22 protein-coding genes and 1 pseudogene are annotated in these 25,472 nt (G+C 55.1%); 11 read left to right on the plus strand and 12 right to left on the minus strand.

Translation table 11 applies throughout. From position 1 onward, the window contains the following. Positions 1 to 83 precede the first annotated feature (83 nt). The 4 genes from manA (at position 84) to fetB (ending at position 4,543) form a co-directional block, all read left to right on the plus strand. Positions 84 to 1,256, plus strand: coding sequence for a mannose-6-phosphate isomerase (gene manA, locus BV494_RS06035; RefSeq protein ID WP_104922034.1), 1,173 nt, complete (start codon positions 84 to 86; stop codon positions 1,254 to 1,256). A gap of 164 nt (positions 1,257 to 1,420) precedes the next feature. Further along, positions 1,421 to 2,956: a YdgA family protein gene (locus tag BV494_RS06040; protein WP_104922035.1), complete on the plus strand. Its 1,536-nt coding sequence runs from the start codon at positions 1,421 to 1,423 to the stop codon at positions 2,954 to 2,956. A 155-nt stretch (positions 2,957 to 3,111) separates the two neighbouring features. Then, positions 3,112 to 3,783: an iron efflux ABC transporter ATP-binding subunit FetA gene (gene fetA, locus BV494_RS06045; RefSeq protein ID WP_104922036.1), complete on the plus strand. Its 672-nt coding sequence runs from the start codon at positions 3,112 to 3,114 to the stop codon at positions 3,781 to 3,783. Next, on the plus strand, positions 3,770 to 4,543 hold the full coding sequence (gene fetB, locus BV494_RS06050) for an iron efflux ABC transporter permease subunit FetB (protein WP_104922037.1): 774 nt from the start codon (positions 3,770 to 3,772) through the stop codon (positions 4,541 to 4,543). The genes fetA and fetB overlap by 14 nt, the downstream gene beginning before the upstream one ends. A gap of 50 nt (positions 4,544 to 4,593) precedes the next feature. On the opposite strand, the gene BV494_RS06055 is transcribed toward fetB, so the two are convergent. The 4 genes from BV494_RS06055 to BV494_RS06070 form a co-directional block, all read right to left on the minus strand. After that, positions 4,594 to 5,289, minus strand: coding sequence for a GntR family transcriptional regulator (locus BV494_RS06055; protein ID WP_104922038.1), 696 nt, complete (start codon positions 5,287 to 5,289; stop codon positions 4,594 to 4,596). 179 nt (positions 5,290 to 5,468) lie between these two features. Continuing rightward, positions 5,469 to 7,202: an ABC transporter permease gene (locus BV494_RS06060; RefSeq protein ID WP_104922039.1), complete on the minus strand. Its 1,734-nt coding sequence runs from the start codon at positions 7,200 to 7,202 to the stop codon at positions 5,469 to 5,471. Positions 7,203 to 7,221: 19 nt separating this feature from the next. Then, on the minus strand, positions 7,222 to 8,223 hold the full coding sequence (locus tag BV494_RS06065; protein ID WP_104922040.1) for an ABC transporter substrate-binding protein: 1,002 nt from the start codon (positions 8,221 to 8,223) through the stop codon (positions 7,222 to 7,224). Between the two features lie 54 nt (positions 8,224 to 8,277). Continuing rightward, positions 8,278 to 9,339 carry an ABC transporter ATP-binding protein gene (locus BV494_RS06070; RefSeq protein ID WP_104922041.1) on the minus strand — a complete coding sequence of 354 codons (1,062 nt, stop codon included), beginning with the start codon at positions 9,337 to 9,339 and terminating at the stop codon, positions 8,278 to 8,280. 320 nt (positions 9,340 to 9,659) lie between these two features. Here BV494_RS06070 and BV494_RS06075 point away from each other — a divergent pair, with 320 nt between their 5' ends. Together BV494_RS06075 and BV494_RS06080 are read left to right on the plus strand one after the other, a co-directional pair. Beyond that, positions 9,660 to 9,995 carry a type II toxin-antitoxin system RelE/ParE family toxin gene (locus tag BV494_RS06075; RefSeq protein WP_104922042.1) on the plus strand — a complete coding sequence of 112 codons (336 nt, stop codon included), beginning with the start codon at positions 9,660 to 9,662 and terminating at the stop codon, positions 9,993 to 9,995. After that, positions 9,982 to 10,284: a helix-turn-helix transcriptional regulator gene (locus BV494_RS06080; RefSeq protein WP_104922043.1), complete on the plus strand. Its 303-nt coding sequence runs from the start codon at positions 9,982 to 9,984 to the stop codon at positions 10,282 to 10,284. The genes BV494_RS06075 and BV494_RS06080 overlap by 14 nt, the downstream gene beginning before the upstream one ends. Here the strand turns inward: BV494_RS06080 and xdhC are convergent. The 6 genes from xdhC to BV494_RS06110 form a co-directional block, all read right to left on the minus strand. Continuing rightward, positions 10,277 to 11,065 (minus strand): xanthine dehydrogenase accessory protein XdhC, encoded by a 789-nt coding sequence (gene xdhC / locus BV494_RS06085; RefSeq protein ID WP_104922044.1) that lies wholly within the window; start codon positions 11,063 to 11,065, stop codon positions 10,277 to 10,279. The two genes, BV494_RS06080 and xdhC, sit on opposite strands and share 8 nt — an antisense overlap. A gap of 11 nt (positions 11,066 to 11,076) precedes the next feature. Beyond that, a complete protein-coding gene (gene xdhB, locus BV494_RS06090; protein WP_104922045.1) occupies positions 11,077 to 13,479 on the minus strand; it encodes a xanthine dehydrogenase molybdopterin binding subunit in 2,403 nt (800 codons plus the stop codon). Next, the gene (xdhA, locus tag BV494_RS06095) at positions 13,472 to 14,890 is read right to left on the minus strand and encodes a xanthine dehydrogenase small subunit (RefSeq protein WP_104922046.1); all 1,419 of its coding nucleotides are present in this window, start codon (positions 14,888 to 14,890) and stop codon (positions 13,472 to 13,474) included. The genes xdhB and xdhA overlap by 8 nt, the downstream gene beginning before the upstream one ends. Next, entirely contained in the window at positions 14,887 to 15,525 is a 639-nt protein-coding gene (locus BV494_RS06100) for a TetR family transcriptional regulator C-terminal domain-containing protein (RefSeq protein WP_104922047.1), read from the minus strand. The genes xdhA and BV494_RS06100 overlap by 4 nt, the downstream gene beginning before the upstream one ends. Then, entirely contained in the window at positions 15,522 to 16,874 is a 1,353-nt protein-coding gene (guaD, locus tag BV494_RS06105; RefSeq protein ID WP_104922048.1) for a guanine deaminase, read from the minus strand. The genes BV494_RS06100 and guaD overlap by 4 nt, the downstream gene beginning before the upstream one ends. 120 nt (positions 16,875 to 16,994) lie before the next feature. After that, the gene (locus BV494_RS06110) at positions 16,995 to 18,167 is read right to left on the minus strand and encodes an ROK family transcriptional regulator (RefSeq protein ID WP_192938145.1); all 1,173 of its coding nucleotides are present in this window, start codon (positions 18,165 to 18,167) and stop codon (positions 16,995 to 16,997) included. 317 nt (positions 18,168 to 18,484) lie between these two features. Between BV494_RS06110 and BV494_RS06115 the strand changes: the two genes are divergently transcribed. The 5 genes from BV494_RS06115 (at position 18,485) to BV494_RS06135 (ending at position 23,611) form a co-directional block, all read left to right on the plus strand. Next, entirely contained in the window at positions 18,485 to 19,735 is a 1,251-nt protein-coding gene (locus BV494_RS06115) for an extracellular solute-binding protein (RefSeq protein ID WP_104922050.1), read from the plus strand. A 69-nt stretch (positions 19,736 to 19,804) separates the two neighbouring features. After that, positions 19,805 to 20,707: a carbohydrate ABC transporter permease gene (locus BV494_RS06120; RefSeq protein WP_104922051.1), complete on the plus strand. Its 903-nt coding sequence runs from the start codon at positions 19,805 to 19,807 to the stop codon at positions 20,705 to 20,707. Beyond that, a complete protein-coding gene (locus BV494_RS06125; RefSeq protein ID WP_104922052.1) occupies positions 20,704 to 21,543 on the plus strand; it encodes a carbohydrate ABC transporter permease in 840 nt (279 codons plus the stop codon). Before BV494_RS06120 ends, BV494_RS06125 begins: the two co-directional genes overlap by 4 nt. 25 nt (positions 21,544 to 21,568) lie before the next feature. After that, positions 21,569 to 22,522, plus strand: a complete 954-nt coding sequence (locus BV494_RS06130) for a carbohydrate kinase family protein (RefSeq protein WP_104922053.1) — start codon at positions 21,569 to 21,571, stop codon at positions 22,520 to 22,522. After that, positions 22,523 to 23,611 (plus strand): ABC transporter ATP-binding protein, encoded by a 1,089-nt coding sequence (locus tag BV494_RS06135; RefSeq protein ID WP_104922054.1) that lies wholly within the window; start codon positions 22,523 to 22,525, stop codon positions 23,609 to 23,611. A gap of 202 nt (positions 23,612 to 23,813) precedes the next feature. Here BV494_RS06135 and BV494_RS26330 read toward each other — a convergent pair. Together BV494_RS26330 and BV494_RS06145 are read right to left on the minus strand one after the other, a co-directional pair. After that, positions 23,814 to 24,149: pseudogene (locus tag BV494_RS26330) on the minus strand (Imm58 family immunity protein). Between the two features lie 5 nt (positions 24,150 to 24,154). Beyond that, positions 24,155 to 25,153, minus strand: coding sequence for an RHS repeat-associated core domain-containing protein (locus BV494_RS06145; protein WP_104922056.1), 999 nt, complete (start codon positions 25,151 to 25,153; stop codon positions 24,155 to 24,157). Between the last annotated feature and the right edge of the window lie 319 nt (positions 25,154 to 25,472).

The raw sequence follows: 25,472 nt of genomic DNA on the forward strand, positions 1-25,472 counted from the left end.
CGCACTTTTTGAGGCATCTTGGTTGTAAAGCCCGCTTTGTCATTGTTTACTATGCCCAGAACTTTTCTATTCAGGATGAAGCAATGCAAAAGATGTATAACGGTGTACAAAATTACGCCTGGGGCAGTAAAGACGCGCTGACTACACTTTATGGGATCACCGATCCGCAAGGCCGCCCGATGGCTGAACTGTGGATGGGTGCCCATCCGAAGAGCAGTTCTCAGGTTGAGAACGCTCAGGGACAAACCCTTTCCCTGCGTGATCAAATCAGCGCTGATCTTGAAGGGCAACTGGGGAAAAAAGTCGCCAAACGTTTCGGCGAATTGCCTTTCCTGTTTAAAGTTCTGTGTGCCGACCAGCCGCTTTCCATTCAGGTTCACCCGAGTAAAGGTGCCGCCGAGATTGGTTTTGCGAAAGAAAATGCAGCGGGCATTCCCCTTGACGCCGCAGAACGTAACTATAAAGATCCTAACCACAAACCTGAGCTGGTTTACGCCCTGACGCCTTTCCAGGCGATGAACGGTTTCCGTGAGCTGCGTGACATCGTTTCTTTACTGCAACCCGTTGCCGGTGCGCATCAGCTGATTGCCAGCTTCCTGAATTTCCCCGACGTCGACCATCTGCGCGCCCTTTTTGCTGGCCTGCTGAGTCTGGAAAGTGAAGACAAATCCCGTGCGCTGGACGTGCTGAAATCCGTACTCCGTGAGCAACACGGCGAGCCGTGGGATACCGTGCGCAGTATTGCTGAATTCTATCCGGACGATTCCGGCCTCTTCTCTCCGCTGCTGCTCAACGTGATTACCCTGCAACCGGGCGAAGGCATGTTCCTGTTCGCCGAAACGCCGCACGCCTACCTGAAAGGCGTGTCTCTGGAAGTGATGGCGAACTCAGACAACGTGCTGCGCGCCGGTCTGACTCCGAAATACATTGATATTCCTGAGCTGCTGGCAAACCTGAAATTTAACGCCAGGCCTGCAAATGAATTGCTGACCACGCCAGTGCAAAAAGGCGCGGAACTCAACTTCCCGATTCCTGTCGAAGATTTTGCCTTCTCGATTCATGCGCTTGTCGCTGAACCGCAAACGCTGCAACAGGACAGCGCCGCCATCGTCTTCTGTATCGAAGGCCAGAGCGTGCTGTCAAAGCAGGGTGAAACGCTGACGCTGCTGCCGGGTGAATCCTGTTACCTGTCAGCCAGCGAATCGCCGGTGACCGTCAGCGGTAACGGTCGTATTGCGCGGGTCTTCAATACCTGAGCACGACCCTGAACAAGTAAGGTCAGATGAAACGAAGATGAAACAAATTGGGGCTGCGTGCCCCAATTTGATGATTTTTCTGCTGATTCAGCTACACTCAAGAGACTATTAACGCCGTAAGGCGTTTTTTATTTTCGGGATATTTCATAAGGATAAACAGAGATATGAAGAAGTCGATAGTCGCTGTAAGCGTCATTGTCGTCCTTGGCGCGGCCTGGACAGGCGTCTCGTGGTATACGGGTAAACTTATCGAACAACATCTGGATGAGCAGATTGCGGCGGCCAATAGCCAGTTGCAAAGTGCTTATCCAAAAGCCGGTCTGAAAGTCAGCTATCAGGATTATCATCGCGGGCTGTTCAGCAGCAATTTGCGTCTTGTTTTGCAACCTGACGCCGCTGCCGCCACGGCCGGGACCAGCGTGTTGAAAACCGGTGATGAAATTGCCTTTATCGAAACCATCGATCACGGCCCGTTCCCTGCCGCGCAGCTGAAGAAATTCAATCTGATCCCAAGCATGGCTTCCGTGCATTCAGAACTGCAAAATACTCCGACGCTGAAAGGTCTGTTTGACGTCACCAAGGGCAAATCGCTGATCACCGCGGATACCCGTCTGTCATACAGCGGCGCCAGCGCGTCGGCGATTGATATCATTCCGGTAACCTACCAGAAAGACGAAAGTCAGCTGCAATTCTCCGGCGGTACGATCAACGTTGATGTCGATAAAGACCTGACCGCGATGAAACTGAAGGCCAACACCGACAGCATCGCCCTGACGTCTAAAAACCAGTGGGGTCAGCTTGAAAAAGTGACGCTGGCCGGTTTCAGCATGGACAGCGACACCCACCAGGGTAAATTCCAGGTTGGCGTGGGCGATCAAAACCTGTCAGTGAAACAGATCCTGGTCAACATTGAGGGCAAAGATGCCGGTTCACTGGACAATTTCAAACTGGTGAGCAAATTCGCTGAAAACGGCAATAACATCAATGGTCAGCAGGATTACACCATCGATGCGCTGAAAGTTCAGGGCGCGGATTTCGGTTCTGCCAAACTGACGCTGAAACTGGATAAACTGGACGGCGTTGCGCTCAAAGAGTTTGCCGACAAATACAATAATCAATCCCGTGAACTGCTGATGCGTCAGAGTGAACTGGATCCGGCGGTTTATCAGCAACAGGCCGCCGATTTACTCCTGGCCGGTCTGCCGATGCTGCTTAAGGGCAATCCGAGCATCAGCATTGCTCCGCTGAGCTGGAAAAACAGCAAAGGCGAAAGCACGTTCAACCTGCAACTGGATCTGAAAGATCCGGCCGCAGCGCCAGCACAGACGCAAGATCAGATGTTGTCTCAGCTGGTGAATAAGGTTGATGCCACACTGAACATTCCACTGCCAATGGCGACTCAGGTCACCACGCAGGTTGCGCAGCTCGAAGGCTACAGCGCCGATGACGCCGCGAAACTGGCTCAGCAGCAGGTTCAGGGTCTGGCCGCGATGGGTCAGATGTTCAAACTGACCACCGTGAAAGATGACACCATCACCAGCAGCTTCCATTACGCGGACAATCAGGTTGACCTGAATGGCCAGAAAATGACGTTGCAGGAATTCGCCGGTCTGTTCGGTATTCTGGGCGGGCCAGCAGCGCCAGCACCAACGCCTGAACAGGAAGCGCCTGCCGCGCCTGCACCCGTTCCGGCTCAGTAATTTTTTTTACTCCTCCCCCTGCAAAGGGGGAAGTTGGGAGGGGGTTTTACACACGACACCTTCTGGCCTGCATTAACCCAGACCCCATCCCAACCTTCCCCTCGTCAAAGAGGGGAAGAAGTAAAACACCTCCCGTTACCCAAGGATCTTCTGACGTGTCTGACCCCGCTGACCTCCTCCGGCTGAACGACGTTTCGTTCACCCTCAATAATATTCCGCTCCTTGAGCCCGTTTCACTGACCCTGAATCCCGGTGAATTTACCCTGCTGACCGGTCCTTCCGGCAGCGGAAAAAGCACGTTGCTGAAAATCATCGCGTCCCTGCAAAACCCCACCGGCGGCAATCTGTATTTTAAAGGCGAAGACATCAGCCGGATTAAGCCTGAAACGTATCGCCAGCGGGTTTCCTACTGCTTCCAGACGCCGTCGCTGTTTGGCGAAACGGTCTACGACAACCTCGCGCTGCCTTACCAGATCCGCCATAAAAAAGTGGATGAAACACAGTTACGCGCCTGGCTGACCAAAGTGAATCTGGACGAAGGGATGCTGACGAAAAACGTTCAGGAACTGTCCGGCGGCGAGAAACAGCGCGTCGCCCTGCTGCGGAATCTGCAGTTTATGCCCGATGTGCTGCTGCTCGACGAAATCACCAGCGCGCTGGACGAGGAAAATAAGGTCAATATCAATGACATTATTGCCAGTCTGGTCGCCGAAAAACGGCTTGCCGTGTTGTGGGTCAGCCATGACCTCAATGAAATCCGCCACGCCAAACACGTCATCACCCTGACCCGCCACACGCAAGGAAGCACGGCTCATGAATCAGCATAATATTACCGATCAGTCACTGGCTCTGGCGCTGATTCTGGTGGTCGTCGCCCTGCTGGTCAGCAAGAAAGAAAAACTCGGGCTGGAAAAAGACATCATCTGGAGCGTGGCGCGCGCCATCGTCCAGTTGGTGATTGTCGGCTATGTCCTGAAATACATTTTCGATATCAATAACGGCCTGTTAACCGTGCTGATGGTGCTGTTTATCTGCGTCAATGCCGCGCTGAATGCGAAAAAACGCAGCAAGAATATCGATAACGGTTTCGTCATTTCGTTTGTCGCCATCACGGTCGGCACGGCGCTGACGTTAACGATTCTGATCCTCAGCGGATCGATTGAGTTCCTGCCGATGCAGGTGATCCCGATTTCAGGGATGATTGCGGGGAATGCGATGGTGGCGGTCGGTTTGTGCTACAGCAACCTGAATCAGCGCTTTGTCGACAATCAGCAGAAAATCCTCGAAATGCTGAGTCTGGGCGCACCGACAAAAATCGCTTCCGGGAAAATTATCCGCGACAGCATTCGTGCGGCGATGATCCCGACTATTGATGCGGCGAAAACCGTGGGGATCGTGAGTTTACCGGGCATGATGTCCGGCCTGATTTTTGCAGGAATCGATCCGGTGAAAGCGATTAAATATCAGATTATGGTGACGTTTATGCTGCTGGCGACTGCCAGTTTGTCGACGATTATTGCCGGTTATCTGGCGTATCAGCGTTTCTATAATGACCGCGCGCAGTTGCGGTCACTGAAATCGTCGTAGCGATCAACGCGCCTGCCCGCAAATCCGCGGCGGGCGCAGTTTTTCCTGGTCTACAAATCCGACAATACCTGACGCAGATTGATTTCCCCTGCCGCTTCATCGCCCAGATCCAAAACCCTTTCGAGCTCGTCCAGATGTTCCTGCATCAGTTGTACAGCGTGCGCATTATCGCCCTTTTCCAGCGCATCAATAATCGCCTGATGTTCGTCACACTGGCAGGAAGAGACGTCGGCACGCTGATACAGCGCCACAATCAGCGAACTGCGCACCATCAGGTTCGATAAAATTTCACTCAGCACGCTGTTACCGGAGATTTCCCCGAGGATCAGATGAAACTCACTGAGTTCACGCACAATGGCCCGGCGATCTTCGGATTTCGCGGCTTCACGCTCACCGTTCAAATGTGTCTGAATACGCTGCCGGTTCTGCCGGATACACGCCGGGGCAAGACCTTCCACAATGGCGCGTTCAATGGCGCGACGGGCAATAAACACTTCACGGGCTTCTTTTGCCGTGGGCTGCGACACCATCGCCCCACGGTTAGGTTCGATAGTGACAATGCGTTGCATAGACAAACGCTGTAGCGCGACCTGAACGTGGTTACGGTTGGCGTTGAGGGCTTCAACCAGCTGCGACTCGACCAGACGTGTGCCGGGACGCAGACGCTGCTGAGCAATAGCCTTCGATAGAACGTCGACAATGCGCTGAACTTCCAGCTGCTTGGCGGTTGTAATTGGATTACTCATGGAATGCTAAATGGCCTCTTTATGGCAGTTTTTTCGTGCAAACTATCACCAGCCGTCAACTCCCGTCATTAGTAAATGAAGTCCAGTGGTGAATCATGCACAAACCCGCAACAAAACGGCACGTATTATTCATCATAATTATCATTCCCGCACGCATTCCCGAAATTCTTACCCTTTATTCATACCCGCCACGGCAATACACCTTCCGGCAGACGTCGGGCAAACAGCGACGCCAGTAACATCAGGATCAGCACCACGCCGATCATCAGACACCCGACGGCGGCGGCAAGCGTTGAAGAACCGCCCTCGTCGAGGAACACAATCATCGGACCGAGCGTTTGCGTGCCGGATGTCACCAGTAAGATGGAGACCTGAATTTCATTGAGCGCCGTCAGGAACACCAGAATCGTGCCCGCCATTGCCGAAGGTGCCGCCAGCGGCATCAGGATATCGCGCATCCGCCGGAGGAATCCGGCACCAAAGATTTGCGCTGCCTCATCGAGCGAACGTTCTATCTGCGCAAAACCCGCCATCGTGGGCCGCAACACCAGCGCCATAAAATTGGAAAGATAGGCCGCGAGAATAATCCATACGGTGCCATACAGGCTGACGTGGACAATCGGCAGCGGTTTGAGGAAAAACAAAATGGCCGCGATACCCGTCACAATCCCCGGTAACGCATAAGCCAGTTCCGTGGATAACTGCAACACCCGCACCAGTCTTGTGCGCTGCCAGCTGAGGAAATAAGCCAGAAACAGGGAGGCGACGGTCAGGATCACCGCCGTGAGCAGCGTCAGCCCCAGACTGGTGAAAAATGCTTGCCGGATGGCAGGATACCCGAACAGTGCATTAGCATAATTATTCAGCGTCAGGCTACTGAGTGTCAGCGCTTGTCCGAACCCTTGCGTCAGTGACGTTGTCAGCAGCGCGGAAAGCGGTAGCAACAGGGTCAGAATCATCCAGAGCCAGACGATAATCTCAACCAGCAAACGCCAGCGCCCGAGCGGCTGATGCAAAGATCGCGGCGTACCGGTCACCCGCACATCCTGACGTCCGCCCAGCCACCGGCTGAGCATCAGACCGGCCAGCGTAATTGCGGCAATCAGGAGAGACAGCACCGCCATATCCGCCAGCGCCGATGCCCCGATCGTATTGAGTTGCTGATAAACCAGTGTGATCAGCGTAGGCACGCGCCCCGGAATGCCCAGCATCGCCTGAATACCGAAATTCCCCGCCGCCGTCACAAATGACAGCGCCGCACCGGCAAAAATCGCCGGGCGCACCAGCGGCAATATGATCGTAAACAGAACACGCCACGGCTGCGCCCCGCCTGCCCGTGCCGCTTCAACCAGATCGGCGGGTAAGCGACGCAGCCCCGCACGCACCATCAGAAACACCAGCGGCGCATTATGTAACCCGAGCAAAATAATGATGCCGTTCATCGAATATAACGGCGAAGGCGAACCCGGCGGCAGGCTTATTCCAAAGAACTGCAAAACCGGGCTGGACGGCGAAAGTGCCTGAACCCACGCCAGCGCCGTCACCTGCGGCGGGATCATCAGCGGCAGGATAAACGTGAAAACCCATGCCTGCTTGCCGCGCAGATTGGTTAACGCGATAAGCAGCGCCGCCACGGTGCCGAGCAACATCGCCAGCAACGTGGAGACAACGGCAATCGTCAGCGTATTCAGCGTTGCGGTCAGCACCCGCCGCGTGCCCAGCAGATGGCTGAACCGCGAGAGATCCGGGATCCCCTGCGGTGCCACCGCCGCCCACACCAGCCGCGCCAGCGGTGCGATCGACAGAACCCCAATCAACAGCGTCAGACTCCAGAGAACCGCCTTCTCGCTGCCCGGCCAGTAACGCCTGCGCGCGGCCACCGTGCGGCGCTGGATTTCACTCATCATGCTCATTTGCCTTTCTCTTCAGCCATCAGCCGCCGAAGATTTCTGTGAATTTCGCACGCACCTGTTTATCGTCGGCCACGGCTTTATCCGAATCGAGCGTCAGCAGTTTGATTGTATTCAGCGGCGCAAAACCTTCCGGTGCAGGCACGCTGGCATCAATCGGGCGGTTACCCTGTTTTGCCACCAGTTGCTGCCCCTGCGGTGAGAGCATGAAATTCACAAACGCTTTGGCTGCCGGAACGTTATGCGCACCGGCGAGGATGGCGACCGGTTCCGTCACAAAGGATGCGCCTTCTTTCGGATACACCAGATCAATCGGTGAGCCTTGTTTCTTCGCACGGATAATATCGGCATCCGTAATGACACCGTATTTCGCCATGCCGCTGGCAACGGCTTTCAGCGCCAGGCCATTTCCGCCTTCCGGCGTAATCCCGTTTGCCGCCAGTTTCTGATAAAACGCCCAGCCGATATCCGGCGTATTAATGGCCGTATGCAGGTGATACAGCGCCGCGCCGGAATACAACGGGCTTGGCACCGCCACCTGTCCTTTATTCTGTGCGTCGGTCAGCGCCATCCAGCTGTCGACCGGTTTAGCATTTTTGGTGTTGTACGCAATGACCGTGGCGATGATTTTAGTGCCGAACCAGGTTTTATCTTTATCGTAGAAATCCGGGCTGATATGACTGACCGGCGCATCAGGGTACGCCATCAGCTTGCCGTCTTTTTTCAGCGCACCCAGATTGATCGAATCCGCCACCAGCAGCACATCGGCTTTCACATCACCGGCCATCATTTCGGTCTGCAACACATTCATCAGCTGGGTGGTGCCGTTACGCGTCCATTCCACCTGGACGTCGGGATACGCCGCTTTGAAGGCATCGACCGTCTGTTGCGCGATTTCCGGTGCCTGAGAGGTATAAATCACCAGTTTGCCCGCTGCGGTTTCCGCTGCATGTGCAGAAGTGAACAGCACGGTAGCCAGTGACAGCGCGCAAAAACTCAATCTGATGGTATTAGAAATGTGCATAGCCCGGTCCTTTTGAGAATAAATGGTTTGAGAATGAAGCGTTTCGGGAAGGGATCATTGAGGAAGTACCCAGCCGTCAGCGATGATAAAAGTGACGTTGTCACCTGGCTGAACCTCTTTTTTAGAATGAAGGGATAATCTGAGTTCCGGCGCGGCGTGCGGCGTGATGTCTGTCTGGCAGTAACCACCACGATAAATCTGCCGGGAAACCCGTGCCGGAATCCCTGTTTCGCCCGGTTCGGCAAAACGTAAATCTGCCGCGTGAACACACGCCTGCGCCTTTGCCACGGCAGGCTGTGAAACCGCCGTGCGCAACCTGACGCGGGTGCCAAAAATTGCGACCTGCGCATAGCCGTTACCGTCGGGTTGTATATTCGTCACCGGAATGACGCGCCCGTCATCGATAAACGTGGCGACCATTTCATTGGCCGGTTCGCGGTACAACATCTGCGGCGTGGCGAACTGCATCACGCGCCCTTCGTTCATCACCACCACGCGGTCAGCAAGCGACATCGCCTCCTGCTGGTCATGAGTGATATACAACAGCGTCGCGCCGGACTGTTTGTGAAAGCGGCTGAACTCTTCTTCCATCGCCGCCCGCAGGTGTACATCCAGGTTTGCCAGCGGTTCATCGAGCAGAACCACGCCGGGACGCGTCACCAGACAACGCGCCAGCGCAACCCGCTGCCGCTGCCCGCCAGATAAATCCGAGGGCCGACGGGTGGCAAAATCGCGTAACCCCACCAGCGCCAGCGCTTCCTGTGTGCGAACGCGCCGCTCATTGCGATCCATCCCCACGACTTTCAGGCTGTACGCCACGTTCTCTTCCACCGACATATGCGGCCACAGCGCGTAATTCTGGAACACGATCCCCAGTTCACGTTTCTCCGGCTGCACATGCACGTCGGGCGAAGAAAACAGACGGTCGCCTACGGTGATCGTGCCGCTGTTCACCGTTTCAAATCCGGCCACGGTGCGCAGGAGCGTGGTTTTCCCGCAACCCGACGGGCCCAGCACAGCCACAAATTCTCCTGGCAGGATATGCAAGGAGACATCGTTAAGCACCGGTTGTGTGGCGAAGGATTTGCTCAGGTGGGAAATCTGGATGGCAGACATGCGTCGGTGTTTTCCTCAAGGCGGCGATGACCTGTTCAATGAGAAAACAAATTACTGCGGTTTTGTGACTGTTTTATGAACGGGTTGAGAAGGTTTGGTTTGTCTTATGTTTCAGTCATTTATTTTTTGCGAGACATCGCGGAGGAAAAGATCGCCCTTCTGAATTCCCTGCAAATACCCGACAGGATGCGCGGGTGCGATGGCACAACGCGTCGGGCGCGGGAAAGAATGTGAACCCCGTTCCCGTTTAAAAATAATCATAAATGATTACTTCCACTTTGCACAAAACGTAATCATACTCCACCGCAAGGAAAGCCACTGTGTACGACGTGACGGTGTTGCCTGCTGCTCAGAAAGAACTACGTAAATTGCCTATGCCGCTGTATGTCTCTTTGGTTGATGCAATAGAAGAACTCGAGTTTCACGGCCCGGCTTTACAGGATCCCCAGGTACGATATGTAGGAAATGGGATGCGCGAAGTCCGGGTCACCACCCAGGATGGTTTGGGCAGAGCATTTTACTTTTTTATGCAGGGACGACGTATTTATGTCGTACACATCCTGCATAAGAAAACGGCGAAGACACCTCGTCAGGATCTGGAACTGGCAATTGAACGCATGAAAAATATCAAAAGGAATGAATATGAAAGATGTTGATGACGACTATAAACTTATCCCTTTTAGTGAAGTTAAAGCAGAAGCGATGAAGAACCCTGAGTTTGCCGCTGCTTACGCGGCACTCAAGATGCATAAAAAAATGGTCGCCGAGCTTAAAGAAACGCGTAAGGCTGAAGCGCTGACTCAGGAAGACATGGCCCGCCTCACCGGGTTAAAAAAGCAAAATATCAGCAGACTGGAAAATGGCGTTGTCTCTCCGACTTTCTTTACGCTGAGCCGTTACGCTGCCGCACTTGGCGGCACAATTGAGTTCAAAAAACTCAGCTGAACGTCTCAATGTGCGCCCCGTACGCCGCGATAAATTCCCCCGCTATCGCCACTGCGATTTCAGCGGGGAGTTTACCCCGCACATCCGGCAGGCCGACCGGGCAACGCATTCTCATCAGTTGCTCGCCGGAAATCCCCTTGCCGGATAAACGATAATCAAAGCGTTTACGCTTCGTCTCAGAACCAATCAGCCCGAAGTAGCGGAAATCGCCGCGTTTCAGAATCTTTTCACTGAGGGCAAAGTCCAGCTGATGATCGTGCGTCAAAACCATGAAATAGCTGCCAGCGGGCATTTGCGCCACGGTGCCTTCCGGCTCGTCATCCACCACACAGGTTATCTGCGGGTCAACGTGAACAGGAAACTCACTGGCGCGCGCATCCACCCAGGTGATCCGGCACGGCAATGTACTGAGTATGTTCACCAGCGCACGCCCCACGTGTCCGGCTCCATAGACCACCACATGCGGCTGTGGCTGCCCGAGCGGTTCGAGCAAAACAGTCGCCATGCCGCCGCAACATTGTCCGAGCCGTGCGCCTAACGAAAAATGCTCTAACCGGCTGGTTTTCGCGCCCTGTTGCAACATTTCGCGGGCAATGGCGGTGACCTGAAACTCCAGGTTTCCACCGCCCAGCGTATAAAACAGGTCACCGGCGGTGATCAGCATTTTACTGCCCGCATCACGCGGCGTGGAGCCTTGCTGATCAACCAGCGTCGCTACCACGCAAGGCTCGCCGCGCTGCCGGAGGTCATGTAAACGGGTCACCCAGTCATCTGTGCGCATAGAAACCTCCGTTATCCGTTCACTTTTTCGGTTTTTTCACTGACGCCATTGGTGACAACGTCACCGGAAAACCGCAGCTGATTGATGCCGTTAAGTACCCTTTCCGGCGTGGCGGGCGCATCAATATGCGGATGAACGCGGTAATCCGCGAGGCTGGAAACCGCGTCTTTAATCGCGCACCAGACAGAAATCCCGTGCATAAACGGCGGTTCACCCACGGCTTTGGAATGGAAAACCGTGTCTTCCGGATTCTTGCGGTTTTCCACCAGATGAACGCGCAAATCCTGCGGAATATCACCGATGGCCGGGATTTTGTACGCCGCCGGGCCGCTGGTCATCAGCCGCCCTTTATCATTCCACACCAGTTCTTCGGTCGTCAGCCAGCCCATGCCCTGAACAAATCCGCCTTCCACCTGGCCGATGTCTATCGCCGGATTCAGCGAATCGCCGACGTCATGCAGAATATCGGCGCGCAGCAGTTTGTATTCGCCGGTCAGGGTATCCACCAGCACCTCGGCGCAGGCCGCGCCATAAGAGAAGTAATAGAAAGGATGCCCGGCCGCCTTGCTGCGGTCATAGAAAATCTTCGGCGTTTTGTAATATCCGGTACTGGAAAGCGGCACCTGATTCAGCCAGCACTGGGTGGCGACCTGCTCAAAGCTGAAATACTCATTTTTAACCCGCACCTGACCGTTGCTGAATTCCACGTCACTTTCTGCCGCGTCATGAACCCGCATCAGCATTTCCACCATGCGCGCTTTAATGATTTCTGCCGCATTCTGCGCCGCTTTACCGTTGAGGTCGGTACCGGATGATGCTGCCGTCGGCGACGTGTTCGGCACTTTTCCGGTATCCGTTGCCGTGATCTGAATGCGGCTGATATCCACCTGAAAAACTTCAGCGACAATCTGCGCGACTTTGGTATTCAGCCCCTGGCCCATTTCCGTGCCGCCGTGATTGAGCTGAATACTGCCGTCGGTATAAACCAGCACCAGCGCGCCCGCCTGATTGAGGAAACTGGCGGTAAAGGAGATGCCGAATTTCACCGGCGTCAGCGCCAGCCCTTTCTTAAGGTACGGATTACTTCGATTAAATTTCGTGACAGCGTCACGTCTTGCCGCGTATTCCGCACTCTCTTCCAGCTTCGATGTCATCTCTTCCAGCAGATTCTGACCCACAGGCTGGTGATAATGCGTGATGTTGCGACTTTCCTGACCGTAGTAATTGTTTTTGCGCACGGTCAACGGATCCATCCCCAGCTCGCGGGCGATGTGATCGACAATATGCTCGATGGCCAGAATTCCCTGCGGTCCGCCAAAACCGCGATAAGCGGTATTCGACGCCATATTGGTTTTACAGCGGTAACCGGTAATTAAGGCATCGCCGAGGTAATAGGCGTTATCGGAATGGAACATCGCCCTGTCGACGATAGAACCGGAGAGATCTAACGAATACCCGCAGTTGGCCGCCAGTTTCAGGTCGATACCGTGAATGATGCCGTCGTCCGTAAACCCGACGTCGTAGCTGACGTGAAACGGATGGCGTTTGCCGGTGATCAGCATGTCGTCCTGCCGCGCCAGACGCATTTTCGCCGGACGTCCGGTGAGATGCGCAGCGAGTGCGGCCAGACAGGCCGTGCCGGCCGCCTGTGTTTCCTTACCACCAAAGCCGCCACCCATGCGACGCATATCAACCACCACTTTGTGCATCGGCAAATCCAGCACCGAAGCCACCAGTTTCTGGACTTCGGTCGGATGCTGCGTCGAGCTGTAAACCAGCATCGCGCCGTCTTCGCCCGGCATCGCCGACGCAATCTGCGTTTCCAGATAAAAATGCTCCTGCCCGCCAATCTCCAGCTCGCCCTGCAAGCGGTGCGGTGCGCAGGCCAGCGCCATTCCGGCATCGCCCCGTTTATGCTGATGCGGTTCCTCGACGTAATGCTCAAGTTCCAACGCCTGTCTGATGGTCAGAACGGCATCGCGGGGCTGATAATCCACTTTCGCCAGCGCAACCGCGGCGCGGGCGGCTTCCGGGGATGTCGCGGCAACCACCAGCACAATCTGCCCGACGTATTCCACCACGCCCTGCGCCATCAGCGGATCGCCGTGGGTCAGCGGCGCGATATCCGGATTACCCGGCACATCTGCCGCCGTCATCACCCGCACCACGCCGGGCACGCTGTAACAAGGTTCGGTATCAATATGCAGAATCTCAGCGTGTGCGTGCGGGCTGAGCAGCGGCACCAGATGCAACTGGCGCGGAAACTCCAGCCGGTCATCGGTGTACACCGCTTCGCCGCTGACGTGTTTATCCGCGCTTTCGTGTTTCTGGCTTTTGCCCACCCCGCTTTGTAATCCGGCGCGGAACAGCTGTTCCATCTCCTGCCGCGAGAGTGACGGTTTCGGTTCAGACATAATGAGTTACCCGCATCAGCGTTTCAGGAGACGTCAGTTCGATATGGCAGCGGCGCAGCAGGTTTTTGGCGACCTGCATGCGGTATTCGCGGCTGGCGCGGAAATCAGTGATCGGCGTGAAATCCCTCTCCAGCGCCAGACATGCGCGCTCGAGGGTAGCGGTTTGCCACGGCTGCCCGAGCAGTTGCGCTTCGCAATGTGCGGCACGTTTCGCCACTTCCGCCATGCCGCCGAACGCAATGCGCGCATGTACCACCACGCCGTCGCGGACTTCAATCTGCAACGCGGCGCAGACCGCTGAAATATCGTCCTCCAGCCGTTTCGACACTTTATAAACCCGCAACTGCCGCGCCTCCGACGTCACGCGCGGAATGCGGATCTGCTCGATAAATTCACCCGGCTGCAAGGCCGTTTTGCGGTAGCCGAGGAAGAATTCGTCCAGCGGTAATTCGCGTTGCGCCGTGCCGCAGCGCAGCAGCAGAGAAGCGCCCAGCGCCAGCAACACCGGACCGCCGTCGCCAATCGGGGAACCGTTGGCGATATTGCCGCCAAACGTGCCCTGATTACGGATTTGCTGCGAGGCAAAACGCTCCAGCAGCTCACCGAACGCCGGGAATTCACGGTGCAGAACCGGCAGACAGGCGCTCAGCGTCGCCGCAGCGCCAATATGAATAGCCTGACCGGTCAGCGTAATGTCTTTCAGTTCCGCCACATGGCTGAGCGAAATCAGTTTCGGGATGTGCTGATACCGTTGCGTCACGTCCAGCGCCAGATCGGTGCCACCGGCTACCAGGCGGGAATCCGGCTCTGCCAGATACCGTTGCGCCAGTTGATCAATCGTGGCCGGTTGCTGCGTCGCGGAAATCGCTCGCAGTTTTTCAAGCGAATGCTGCGTATTGGCGTCAAACTGATCCGCCTGTGGCGCTTCACACACCGCCTGAGCCGCCGCCATGATCGGCCGGTAACCGGTGCAGCGGCAGAGGTTGCCGGAAAACGCCTGCAGGGCTTTTTCGCGGTTAAACGGCTCACGTTCAAACGTCTGTTTTTGCTTTTCCAGTGCAAACAGCGACATCACGAAACCTGGCGTGCAGAACCCGCACTGCGAGGCGTGGTTATCGACCATCGCCCGCTGAACGTGGTGCAGTTCACCCTGATGTTTCAGATCTTCAACGGTGATCAGCTGTTTGCCGTGTATCGCAGGCATAAACGTCAGGCAGGCGTTAACGGTGGTGTATTTCAGTCCGTCGCCCTCTTTTTCGGCCAGCACAACGGTGCAGGCACCGCAGTCACCGGAGGCGCAGCCTTCTTTGGTGCCGCAACGCCCGGCATCGCGGCGCAAATACTGGAGAACCGTGGTATCGTCCGGCAAATTTTCCGTCTGGATCCTGCCGTTCATCAGAAACTGGATCATGCGTTATCCCCCATCCGGCACCCGTTCAAAATCAGCGTGGTGACTTCGTCGATAATGTGTTCCCGTGCGACGTCATCGCCGTCAAAATTGCCGTACATGTGCTTCACCTGCACCGCGAAATCGGCGTAATACTGCGTCAGCGCCCAGATATGCATGATGAACAGACGTGCATCCAGCGGGCGGATTTTGCCCTCAGCAATCCACTGCTGGATCAGGTTCTCTTTTCCGACGATGTTCTGCGTCGCCTGCGGCCAGTACTTCTGCAAATAATGGCCGCCACTCAGCACTTCGCTGGTGAAAATTCGCGACAGCTCCGGCTGGTCGAACGAAAAACTCAGCTTGTTGCGGATGTAGCGGCTCAGCACGGCTTCCGGTTCACTGAGCGTCGGGTCAAACTGGATAATGTCGCCCCAGACTTTCAGCACTTTCTGCAAGAGCTCCTCGTACAGCTCTTCTTTTCCGGCGATGTAGTAATGCAACTGGGCTTTTTTGATCCCCGCGCGCTGTGCAATCGCCTGCGTAGTCGCGCCCTGAAAGCCTTTTTCACTGAACTCCGCAATCGCGGCCGCATGGATATTTTCCAGCGTGCGCTCGCGGGCTACGCGGACTTTACTGCCGGTATCGCTGTTCATCATGCGCAAGATTCTCCTGACAGTTCGTCCCGTGCATAGGCCAGTTCGCCGTCGATGTACGTGCAGTAAACGTTGCGGTCGTCGCCGAGGGTCATCAGCACAAACAGTTTCTCCGCCAGCGTTTTGCTGTTCGTCGCGCGCAGTTTTTGCAGCGCGCTGACACCCGGCTCGAGCACCACGAAATCGGCTTCTTTTCCGGCATCGAAATTGCCGATTTTGTCATCGAGATGCAGCGCCCGCGCGCCGCCCAGCGTGGCGTGGTAAAAAGCTTCGAATGCCGACAGCCGGTAACGTTGCAACTGGCCGACTTTGTAAGCTTCGAGCAGCGTTTGCAGCATATTGAAAGTGGTGCCTGCGCCCACGTCGGTGCCCATTCCTACGCGGATTTTCTTCTGCCAGGTTTTTTGCAGATTGAACAACCCGCTGCCGAGAAACAGGTTGGACGTCGGGCAAAACGCAATCGTCGAATCCGTTTCGCTCAGACAATCCCATTCGCTGTCATCAAGATGCAGGCAATGCGCAAACACGCAGCGCTCGCCGGTCAGACCATGCTGATGATAAACGTCGAGATAATGCTGATGTTCCGGGTGCATTTCTTTTACCCAGGAGAGTTCCGCCACGTTTTCGCTGAGATGGGTGTGCATATACACGTCCGGGAATTCCTGTTTGAGCAGGCGGACTTTTTGCAGCAGTTCGGGCGAGGATGTCGGCGCAAAACGCGGCGTCAGCGCGTAGCTCAGGCGCTGACGATTATGCCAGCGCGCAATAAGGGCGCGCGTATCGGCTTCACTTTGTTCCGGGGTTTCCAGCAGTGCGTCGGGAGCGTTTTTGTCCATCATCACTTTGCCTGCAACCAGCCGCATGTTGATGTCAGACGCCTCTTTAAACAGCGCATCGACCGACTGCGGATGCACGGTGCCGAACACCAGCGCCGTGGTGGTGCCATTGAGCAAAAGCTGGCTGATGAAGAATTTCGACATGCGCTTGGCGTAATCCGCGCAGTGATATTGCTGTTCCGTCGGGAAGGTGTAGCGCGTCAGCCATTCGAGCAGTTGCTCGCCGTACGCGCCGATCATTTCGGTTTGCGGGTAGTGAATATGCGTGTCGACAAAACCGGGAACGATCAGTTTGTCGCGGTAATCATCAATTTCCAGCCCGGCGGTTTTACTCGCGCCGGCGAGCCTCGCTTCGCCCTCCCGCCATTCCCCGAGCCAGACGATATGCCCGCCGCTCATCAGCATCAGGCCGTCTTCGATATAACGCACGCTGGCTTCAAGTTCTTCCGGCCCGGTGACCGGCTGGCGGATATCAAAGAAGTTTCCGCGTACCGCGCGGGTGATAACCTGACTCATGGCATAGTCCTTCTGTGCAACATTCTTATTGATGATTAATAACAGAACGTTTGCAAAGCTTATGCCAAATCTGACCAACCGGTCAGACCGTCTGGTTCTTTTTCTGCACGTCAGCCAACACTACTTAAGCAGCACCTCGTACTGCGGGTTGAATTCATCAAAGATCGGCAACGCTGCCGCACCGAGCGCCGGGGTATCGCTGCCGGACATGCCGATGCGGATCCGCGTGCCTTGCGCATAGCGGCTGCGGACCGAACTGTACAGCGGCGTCAGGCGTTTGATCAGCTTTTCCACCAGCGGTTTCGGCATGGTGCCGCCGATAATCACGGTCTGGGCATCAAACACACATTCCATAATATTGATGGCCTGAAGCGCCGGTTCGACTGCCGTATCCAGCCATTTATCGAACAATGTTTCATCAACGCTCAGCAAATCTTCCGGCATCGCTGACGTCGGATCCAGCCCGCAGGCTTCATACGCGGCCTGCAAAGAAACGTAGCGCTCAAGGCAACCTTTGTTGCCGCAATAACATTCGCGGCCGCCCGGTTGCACCACAATGTGGCCAACCTCGCCCGCATTATGTGCATGACCGGTGTAAATCCGCCCGTCGGTGAAGATCCCCGCGCCGAGGCCGGTGCCAATATAAAGATACACAAATGAAGAAAGTTGCTTGGCAATTCCGTGAAACCGCTCGCCGATGGCTGCCACCGTCGCATCGTTTTCAAGCGTAACCGGCCAGCCGGTAGAGACGCTCAGTCGCGCTTCAATATCAATATTATCCCAGCCGTGCAGCGTGGTCGGCCCCTGCGAAGAAATGCCTTCAACCCCAAACGGCCCCGGCATCACCACACCGACACCCAGCATTTTTCGCCAGTCGATTTTCACCTGTTGGCGCATTTCTTGCAGTATGTGATCGATGAGAGCCAGCGTGGGCTCAGGCTGAGGTTTCTGTATGGGGATCTGGTGGCGAAAACGCACCGTTCCCGTGAGATCCACCAGCACAATCAGCAGCGACTGATGATCAAGATGGATGCCGATGGAATAGGCGCTGTCAGGATTGAGTGTCAGTGGCGTTGCCGGTTGACCCCGCCCGCCCGCACGACGCGGCAGATGGGAAGACAATATGCCCGCCTGTTCGAGTTCGGTCGCAATATTGGACACCGTCTGCGGTGTGAGCGACGTCAGCCGCGCGATTTCCGCGCGGGTCAGCTCACCGTTGAGGCGGATGGCTTCGATGACGACCCGGCGATTGTGCGCGCGGGCATGTTCAAGATTGGTACCAGAAGTTGTTATCACGGCCTTGTACCCAGAGGGGAAACCTGTGGGCAGTATGCGGAGAGTGATTACAGCAATCAAATTGATTTTATAAATATCAGAATATGAATATGACGATGCCATCACAGCTTTCAATGTTATTGGCATGTTAATAATAATCGTCAGTCACTATTCAGTTCGATCAGTTTATAGAATTCGTTTTAAGCCTCAGGTAGCAAGTATCAATCCGGCAGGGACGCAGGGGTTGCCGACAGTGACGGCCATCCCACTTTTTTTTAGCCGATTAAAGCAATCAAATTGATTTAATAAACCTAACCCTGTTTCGGAGAATGACGATGAGCCTACGACTTACCCCTGCGGCCACCCTGTGCGCCCTCTCTGCCCTCACTCTGGGATATTCCGCCAGCGCGCTGGCAGAAACTACGCTCAGTGCCCTGTTTATGACTCAGGCGGCGTACAGCGAAGCCGATATCCGCGCCATGACGGCGGACTTCACCAAACAACACCCTGACATCAAAGTGAATCTGGAATTTGTGCCTTACGAAGCGCTTCACGACAAAATCGTGGCCGCGCGCGGTGCCGGTGACAAAGGTTATGACGTGGTGCTGTTCGATGCGATCTGGCCAGCCGAATTCAACAAATACGGCCTGTTACAGGACGTCACGGCGCGTATTCCTGCCGACGAAAGCAGCAAGATTTTCGACGGCGCGATTTCTACCGTGACCTACAAAGACAAACGCTGGGGTATGCCGTGGATCCTCGACACCAAATATCTGTATTACAACAAAGCCATGCTGGCAAAAGCCGGGATCACCACCCCGCCTGCGACCTGGGCTGACGTGGAGAAGCAGTCTGAGATCCTGAAAGAAAAAGGCATCGTGAAATTCCCGCTGGTCTGGAGCTGGTCACAATCCGAAGCCTTGCTGTGCGACTACACCACGTTGGTTTCGGCGTTTAAAGGCGATTTCTACAAAGACGGCAAGCTGAACTTCACCAATACCGGCGCAATGAAAGCCATCAACTACATGAAAGAGACGCTGGATAAAGGGCTGACCAATCCGAATTCCCGCGAATATCTGGAAGAAGACGTGCGTAAGTCCTTCTCCAACGGTGACGCGGCCTTCGCGCTGAACTGGACCTACATGTACAACATGGCCAACGACCCGAAACAAAGCAAAGTCGCGGGTAATGTCGGTGTGATCCCGGCACCGGGCGAAACCGCAGGCGGCGCGTCGGGCGTGAACGGTTCGATGGGCCTGGGCATCGCCAAAGCCAGTGCGCATCCGGATCAGGCATGGGAATTCATCAGCTATATGACCTCCCAGCCGGTACAGGATAAATACGCCAAACTGAGCCTGCCAATCTGGAAATCCTCATATGACGACCCGGCGGTGCAGAAAGATCAGGAAGCCCTGATTGCGGCGGCAAAAGTCTCGCTGAACGTGATGCTCTCGCGCCCGGTGACGGCGGATTACTCACGCTTGTCGAACATTTTGCAGCAAAACATTCAGGCGGTATTGCAGGGTAAAACCCCGGCGAAAGACGGTATGGAAGCCGCAACCACAGCCGCTGACCGTTTACGTTAAGTTTTTTTAAAGCCAACACAACGCCCCGGATACTGCGGTATGCGGGGCGCACCAACACCACGGAAAACTATGCTGACTTTACCGCAACGAGAACGTCGACAAGCCTGGTTGCTCCTTGCGCCCATGTTGTTAATGATGTTTCTGCTGACCGCCTGGCCGCTGGCCCGCACGCTGTGGCTCAGTTTCACCGACGCTGGCCTGATTGGCGACGGTTCTGCGCCCAACTGGGTCGGCAGCGACAATTTTATTTATGCCCTGACCGATCCGGATTTTCGCGCCGCGCTGTGGCGGACGCTCTACTTCACCGTGGTTTCGGTGATTTTCGAAGGCTTCATCGGCGTGCTGGTGGCACTGCTGCTTAACCAGAAATTTTGGGGACGCAGCGCCTTACGCGTACTGGTGATTTTGCCGTGGGCGCTGCCGACGATTGTCAACGCCACAATGTGGCGGCTGAACTTCAATCCGGACTACGGCAGCATCAACGCCCTGCTTTCCCAGCTTGGCCTGATTGATACCTACCGCAGCTGGCTCGGCGACCCGTCATCGGCCATTAACGCCGTGATGTTTGCCGATATCTGGAAGAACTATCCGCTGATCACCCTGCTGGTGCTGGCGGCGCTGCAAACCATTCCTGAGGATTTGTTTGAAGCGGCGCGGCTCGACGGCGCGTCGGCGTTCCTGCGTTTTCGTAAAATCACCTTACCGGCGATTGCGGCTCCGCTGGCGGTAGCGCTGATTTTGCGCACCATCGACGCGTTTAAAGTCTTCGACATTATTTACGTGATGACCCGCGGCGGCCCGCTCGACAGCACCAAAACCGTCAGTTTCTTCGTTTATCAGGAATCTTTCAGCTATCTGCGCGCAGGCAGCGGTGCCGCTTACGCCATTCTCATGACGCTGATTTGCGCCCTGTTAATTCTGGTTTATATGGTCATGCTGCTGCGCCAGCGCCGTTCGGGGAACGCAGAATGAAACAGAAAATCCGACTCGTATTACGTTATCTCGCCGCGCTGATTCTGGCCGTATCCATTCTCGCGCCGCTGGTGTGGATGTTCCTGATGAGCGTCAGTTCAGCGGAAGATCTGACCCGCATTCCGCTGGAATGGCTGCCGCGCCACTGGGATTTCAGCCGTTACGCCAGCCTGCTGACGCTTCAGGCCGGGCAACCGGGCGCGCTGTTCCTGCATGCGCTGGGCAACAGTTTGCTGGTGGCCTGCGGGGCGACACTTATTTCCCTGCTGCTGGCAATTCCGGCGGCGTACAGCTTCTCACGCTATCCGGGCCGCGACGGCTGGCTGTTTGGCAGTCTGGCTATTTATATGGTGCCGCCGGTGGCGTTCGTTCTGCCCCTGTATTTCATCCTTGAAAAGCTGACTCTGCTCAACACCCATCTCGGGCTGATCCTGGTGTATTGCTCGATGATCCTGCCGTTCCTGACCTGGATGCTGAAAAACCAGTTCGATTCCTTACCGGTGGATATCGAACAGGCGTCGCGGCTTGATGGTTTGCGTTACTGGCAGGTGTTGTTGCGTATCACCCTGCCTCTGGCGAAACCGGCGCTCGGCGCTTCGGCGATGTTCGGCTGGCTGCTGGCCTGGGATGAATTTTTCTACGCCCTGCTGTTTACCAACAATATCGACGCCCAGACGTTGCCGGTGACGATTGCCGGATTCACCGCCGGACGCGCCACCGATGACGGGCTGATTGCCGCTGTCGGCATTCTTGCGGCCATTCCGCCGCTCTTTATTGCGCTCTGGCTGCAAAAAACGCTGGTCAGCGGGTTAACCGCCGGCGGCAGCAAAGGCTGATTATGAACATCAGGGAATCTCATCAATGATTACAAGACCTGACACCCGCGCCACGCTGTATGTGGTGGGCAATATTAACGTGGATTTAATCATGAGCACTTTGCACGCGTGGCCGAAAAAAGGCACCGAAGCGATGCTCGAAAGCAGCTCTCTGCGCCCCGGCGGTTCTGCCGGAAACTGCGCGCTGGCGCTGTCGGCGCTGGATGTTCCGCACCGGCTGGTGGCCAATCAGGGCAACGACCAGTTCACCGGCTGGCTGGCGAGTTTGTTCCCGGAAAGCGCGCCGCACTGGCCGACCTGCGACTGCGAAACGTCGCTGACGTTTGGCGTCACGCATCCGGATCACGAACGGACGTTTTTCAGTAATCAGGGGCATATCGTCCGCCTTTCCATGCAGGATGTTCTGCCGCAGCTGCCGGAACGCGCGCAGCCGGGCGACTGGGTTTTGCTGTGCGGAACCTGGCTGTGTACGGCGCTGTATGCGGAGTATCCGCAACTTCTTTCTGCACTCAGAAGCCGGGGCTATCGCGTCGCCATCGACAGCGGCTGGCCGCCGGAAGACTGGAGCGACACGCTGCGTAAACAGGCCGCGCAATGGCTGCCGTTCTGCGATGCGCTGCTGCTCAATGAAGTCGAAACCCTCGGGCTCGCCGGTGCCGAAACGCTGGACGCCGCCGCGCAAAAACTGCTGACGCAGATGGCTGACAATGCTTTTTGTGTTGCGAAATGCGGCCCGGACGGCGCGCGCCTGTGGGCTGCGGATCAGACGTTGCATCAGCACGCCGAACCGGTTGAGGTGGTCGATACCATCGGCGCCGGAGACAGTTTTAACGCCGGATTCTTATCCGCGCTGATTTATGGCCTGCCGCCTGCCACGGCGTTGCAATGGGGTGTCCGCGTCGCCGGTTGTGCGATCAGCAGTTCCCCGCGCCGTTATCCTGACTGGCAATCGCTTTTTGGCCTTGTGGAGAAACTCTGAATGGCTCTGGTAGAACTGGTAAAAGTCGCCAAACATTATGGCAAAGTACAGGTGCTCAAACCGCTGGATCTGACCATCCCCGATGGCAGCTTTACCGTGCTGGTCGGGCCGTCCGGCTGCGGTAAATCCACCCTTCTGCGACTGCTGGCCGGGCTGGAATCCTTATCCGACGGCGACATCCTGCTCGATAAACAACAAATCAATAATCTTGACCCGGCGGATCGTGATATCGCCATGGTCTTCCAGAGTTACGCGCTCTATCCGCACCTGACCGTGGCCGAAAACATGGCGTTTCACATGCAGGTGAAAAAGGTGCCGAAAGCCGAACAGCAGGCCAAAGTACAGCAGGCGGCAAAAGTGTTAGGCATCGATCATCTGCTGAAACGCCTGCCGAAAGATTTGTCCGGCGGGCAGCGCCAGCGTGTTGCGATGGGCCGCGCGCTGGTGCGTAATCCGAAAGTTTTCCTGTTCGACGAACCGCTGTCTAACCTGGATGCGCAACTGCGCATGGAGCTGCGGGCGGAAATCAAATCGCTGCACCAGCAGTTCCGCACCACCACGGTTTACGTCACGCACGATCAGATTGAGGCCATGACGCTGGCGGATAACATTGTGGTGATGAAAGACGGTTTTATCGTGCAGCAAGGCGATCCGCTGTCGATTTACGACAAACCGGTGAACACCTTTGTGGCGCGCTTTATCGGTTCACCGCCGATGAATTTACTCAGCGGCGTGTTCCAGAGCATCGGTGGAAAACCGAGCGTGACCTGTAATCAGCTGTGGTTCGAACTGCCGGAGAAATGGGCGTTACAGGCGCGACATTCCGAAGGCGACCCGGTGACGCTCGGCCTGCGTCCGCATGACCTCAAACCGGTTCAGCACAGCGCACAACCCGCCGCCACGCTGCGTCTGCTGGAAGTCACCGGCGAAAGCAGCCTGCTGCACATCGACTGGAGCGGCTTCCCGCTGCACGTCCAGTTCGCCGGCCGCGCCCGCGTGAGCACCGATCAACCGCTGTACCTCGAAGCTAACAGCGACGCCATTCATCTGTTCGATGCCCAGACAGGGGAACGGCTGGCAGAGGGGTAAGCGCTTAGCCAGGTCCCCTGATATTTCTAAGGGGCCTGGCTAAAATATGCAGCATAATTAAAGTCAGGGAAGTATTCATTCCACTTTATCTTTTGTGCCTCAATCCCTTTGACAGCTCTGTCGTCTAAACAAATTCTCTCAATCATGACAGATTCTTTAATTATCAAGCTTGCTCATTAAACACTCCGCCAATAAACATCACCTACTCACCAACTTTAATTAATTTGTCATTACTAAATGATAGTTTAATATTGCCGACCCAGATAACATTCTCATCATCTTTTTTAATTATTTCATTTTCATACTGAGTGGGTTTCAATTCAGTTTTAATTTTCCCCAGGACACTTTTCGTCGATTCCCCGAGCCACTCATTTTCAAGCAGTATTTCCAATGCATTAGTCGTTTGAGTACTGTTATTAACGCATTATTCACTATAAGAAAGTGTAATCGAGCGATCGATCCATAAATAAGCAAAGCAAACACAAGAAATTAGTGATAAAAGAAGTAAAAAAGAAAGAATTGCAGTTGTTTTTTTCATGATTTTCACTCTCCTGCTTCTAATGCTTTTTCAGCAAAAGTTCTACATTGATTTGAACTAAACGGATTCCAATTGTATTTATCTCTATCTTTGTTTTTTGCAACATTTTCGGCATATTTGTAAACCTTGTTTTGGTCGGCATTTGCATTACAGGTTAATTGCGCAGATGTTCCTTTACCTGCTTTAGTGGCTAATGAAGTTAGCAATTTATCCATAGAGGCTTCCGTTGGGGAACCATCAGGTCCAATTTCCAGATTAGGGACGGAGATTTTACGAATATTTCCATCTTCCGATGGAAGTTTAGAGCCTATAACTCCCGCCGCACTAGGGTTATACCTTCCATATTCATAATATTGAGTTGTACCTTTTTTATCATATCCGAGAGAGCCAGCATGTCCACCAAGCCATGTGCTCGTTTTCCCTTCAGCATACTCTATTGGATAGTCTGGAAATAAAACGGTACACGCAGCCAGTCCCAATGGATCCATCCCAAGAACCGGATCCAATGGATAACCATATAAATTCCATCCCCCTCTCAACCCAATCGGATCCTGCGTAATATAGCGTCCCTGCATCGGATCATAATAACGGTGACGGTTGTAATGCAGCCCCGATTCTTCGTCGTAATGCTGGCCCTGCATTCTGATGGGCTGACGCAGTTTGTACGGGTTAAAGATATCCACCGCGTTGCCCCAGACATCCATGACCGCGCTCCATTCAACTTTGCTGGTTTTGTGGTTGATGAGCGCAATCGGCGTGCCGAGATGGTCGCAGTGATAGAGGTGAATTTTCAGCGCGTCGCCCTGCGGCATCGGGTCGAGCCACAGCGCCAGGTTTTCGGCTTTCAGGCCGATGGCGTCCAGCCGCTGCTGATTGTCGTCGCTGAGACGATTTTTGCGGATGTCCTTTTCGATTTCATTCAGGCGCAGATGCAGTTCAGTCGGCAACACGCTGCCGTTTTCCTCTTCGAGTTTCTCCGCCAGCGAACGGTGGCTGTCTTCCATGCGCGCGTGTTCGGCGCGCAGCAGCGGGACGAAGCTGTTCGGGTGATAAATCGTATGCAGCTGCGTGTCGCGGTTTTCGGTCAGCGGGAAATCCGGTCATGAGCAAATCCTTTTAGGTCAGGCGTCCGTGGAATGATTGATTTGAAGGCGAGGTATTTATCGTTTTATTCACGGAATAAATACAAACAAATCAATCATATGCGAGAAGTTAAGCTTTAAAGAGGATGTGCGTTGTGAGGAGGTTCACAGGTGTGAGGAAAGCAGAAAAAGTGAAGGGAATTTGAAGCGAACAGCGACGCCATTCGTCTGCCCGATGCAC

The sequence above is a fragment of the Rahnella sikkimica genome, from assembly GCF_002951615.1.
Classification (GTDB): Bacteria; Pseudomonadota; Gammaproteobacteria; order Enterobacterales; family Enterobacteriaceae; genus Rahnella; species Rahnella sikkimica.

Coding starts and splice junctions, on each gene's coding strand:
- manA (WP_104922034.1), top strand. CDS start 84: ATGCAAAAGATGTATAACGGTGTACAAAATTACGCCTGGGGCAGTAAA.
- BV494_RS06040 (WP_104922035.1), top strand. CDS start 1,421: ATGAAGAAGTCGATAGTCGCTGTAAGCGTCATTGTCGTCCTTGGCGCG.
- fetB (WP_104922037.1), top strand. CDS start 3,770: ATGAATCAGCATAATATTACCGATCAGTCACTGGCTCTGGCGCTGATT.
- BV494_RS06055 (WP_104922038.1), bottom strand. CDS start 5,289: ATGAGTAATCCAATTACAACCGCCAAGCAGCTGGAAGTTCAGCGCATT.
- BV494_RS06060 (WP_104922039.1), bottom strand. CDS start 7,202: ATGAGCATGATGAGTGAAATCCAGCGCCGCACGGTGGCCGCGCGCAGG.
- BV494_RS06065 (WP_104922040.1), bottom strand. CDS start 8,223: ATGCACATTTCTAATACCATCAGATTGAGTTTTTGCGCGCTGTCACTG.
- BV494_RS06070 (WP_104922041.1), bottom strand. CDS start 9,339: ATGTCTGCCATCCAGATTTCCCACCTGAGCAAATCCTTCGCCACACAA.
- BV494_RS06080 (WP_104922043.1), top strand. CDS start 9,982: ATGAAAGATGTTGATGACGACTATAAACTTATCCCTTTTAGTGAAGTT.
- xdhC (WP_104922044.1), bottom strand. CDS start 11,065: ATGCGCACAGATGACTGGGTGACCCGTTTACATGACCTCCGGCAGCGC.
- xdhB (WP_104922045.1), bottom strand. CDS start 13,479: ATGTCTGAACCGAAACCGTCACTCTCGCGGCAGGAGATGGAACAGCTG.
- xdhA (WP_104922046.1), bottom strand. CDS start 14,890: ATGATCCAGTTTCTGATGAACGGCAGGATCCAGACGGAAAATTTGCCG.
- BV494_RS06100 (WP_104922047.1), bottom strand. CDS start 15,525: ATGATGAACAGCGATACCGGCAGTAAAGTCCGCGTAGCCCGCGAGCGC.
- guaD (WP_104922048.1), bottom strand. CDS start 16,874: ATGAGTCAGGTTATCACCCGCGCGGTACGCGGAAACTTCTTTGATATC.
- BV494_RS06115 (WP_104922050.1), top strand. CDS start 18,485: ATGAGCCTACGACTTACCCCTGCGGCCACCCTGTGCGCCCTCTCTGCC.
- BV494_RS06120 (WP_104922051.1), top strand. CDS start 19,805: ATGCTGACTTTACCGCAACGAGAACGTCGACAAGCCTGGTTGCTCCTT.
- BV494_RS06125 (WP_104922052.1), top strand. CDS start 20,704: ATGAAACAGAAAATCCGACTCGTATTACGTTATCTCGCCGCGCTGATT.
- BV494_RS06130 (WP_104922053.1), top strand. CDS start 21,569: ATGATTACAAGACCTGACACCCGCGCCACGCTGTATGTGGTGGGCAAT.
- BV494_RS06135 (WP_104922054.1), top strand. CDS start 22,523: ATGGCTCTGGTAGAACTGGTAAAAGTCGCCAAACATTATGGCAAAGTA.
- BV494_RS06145 (WP_104922056.1), bottom strand. CDS start 25,153: ATGGAAGACAGCCACCGTTCGCTGGCGGAGAAACTCGAAGAGGAAAAC.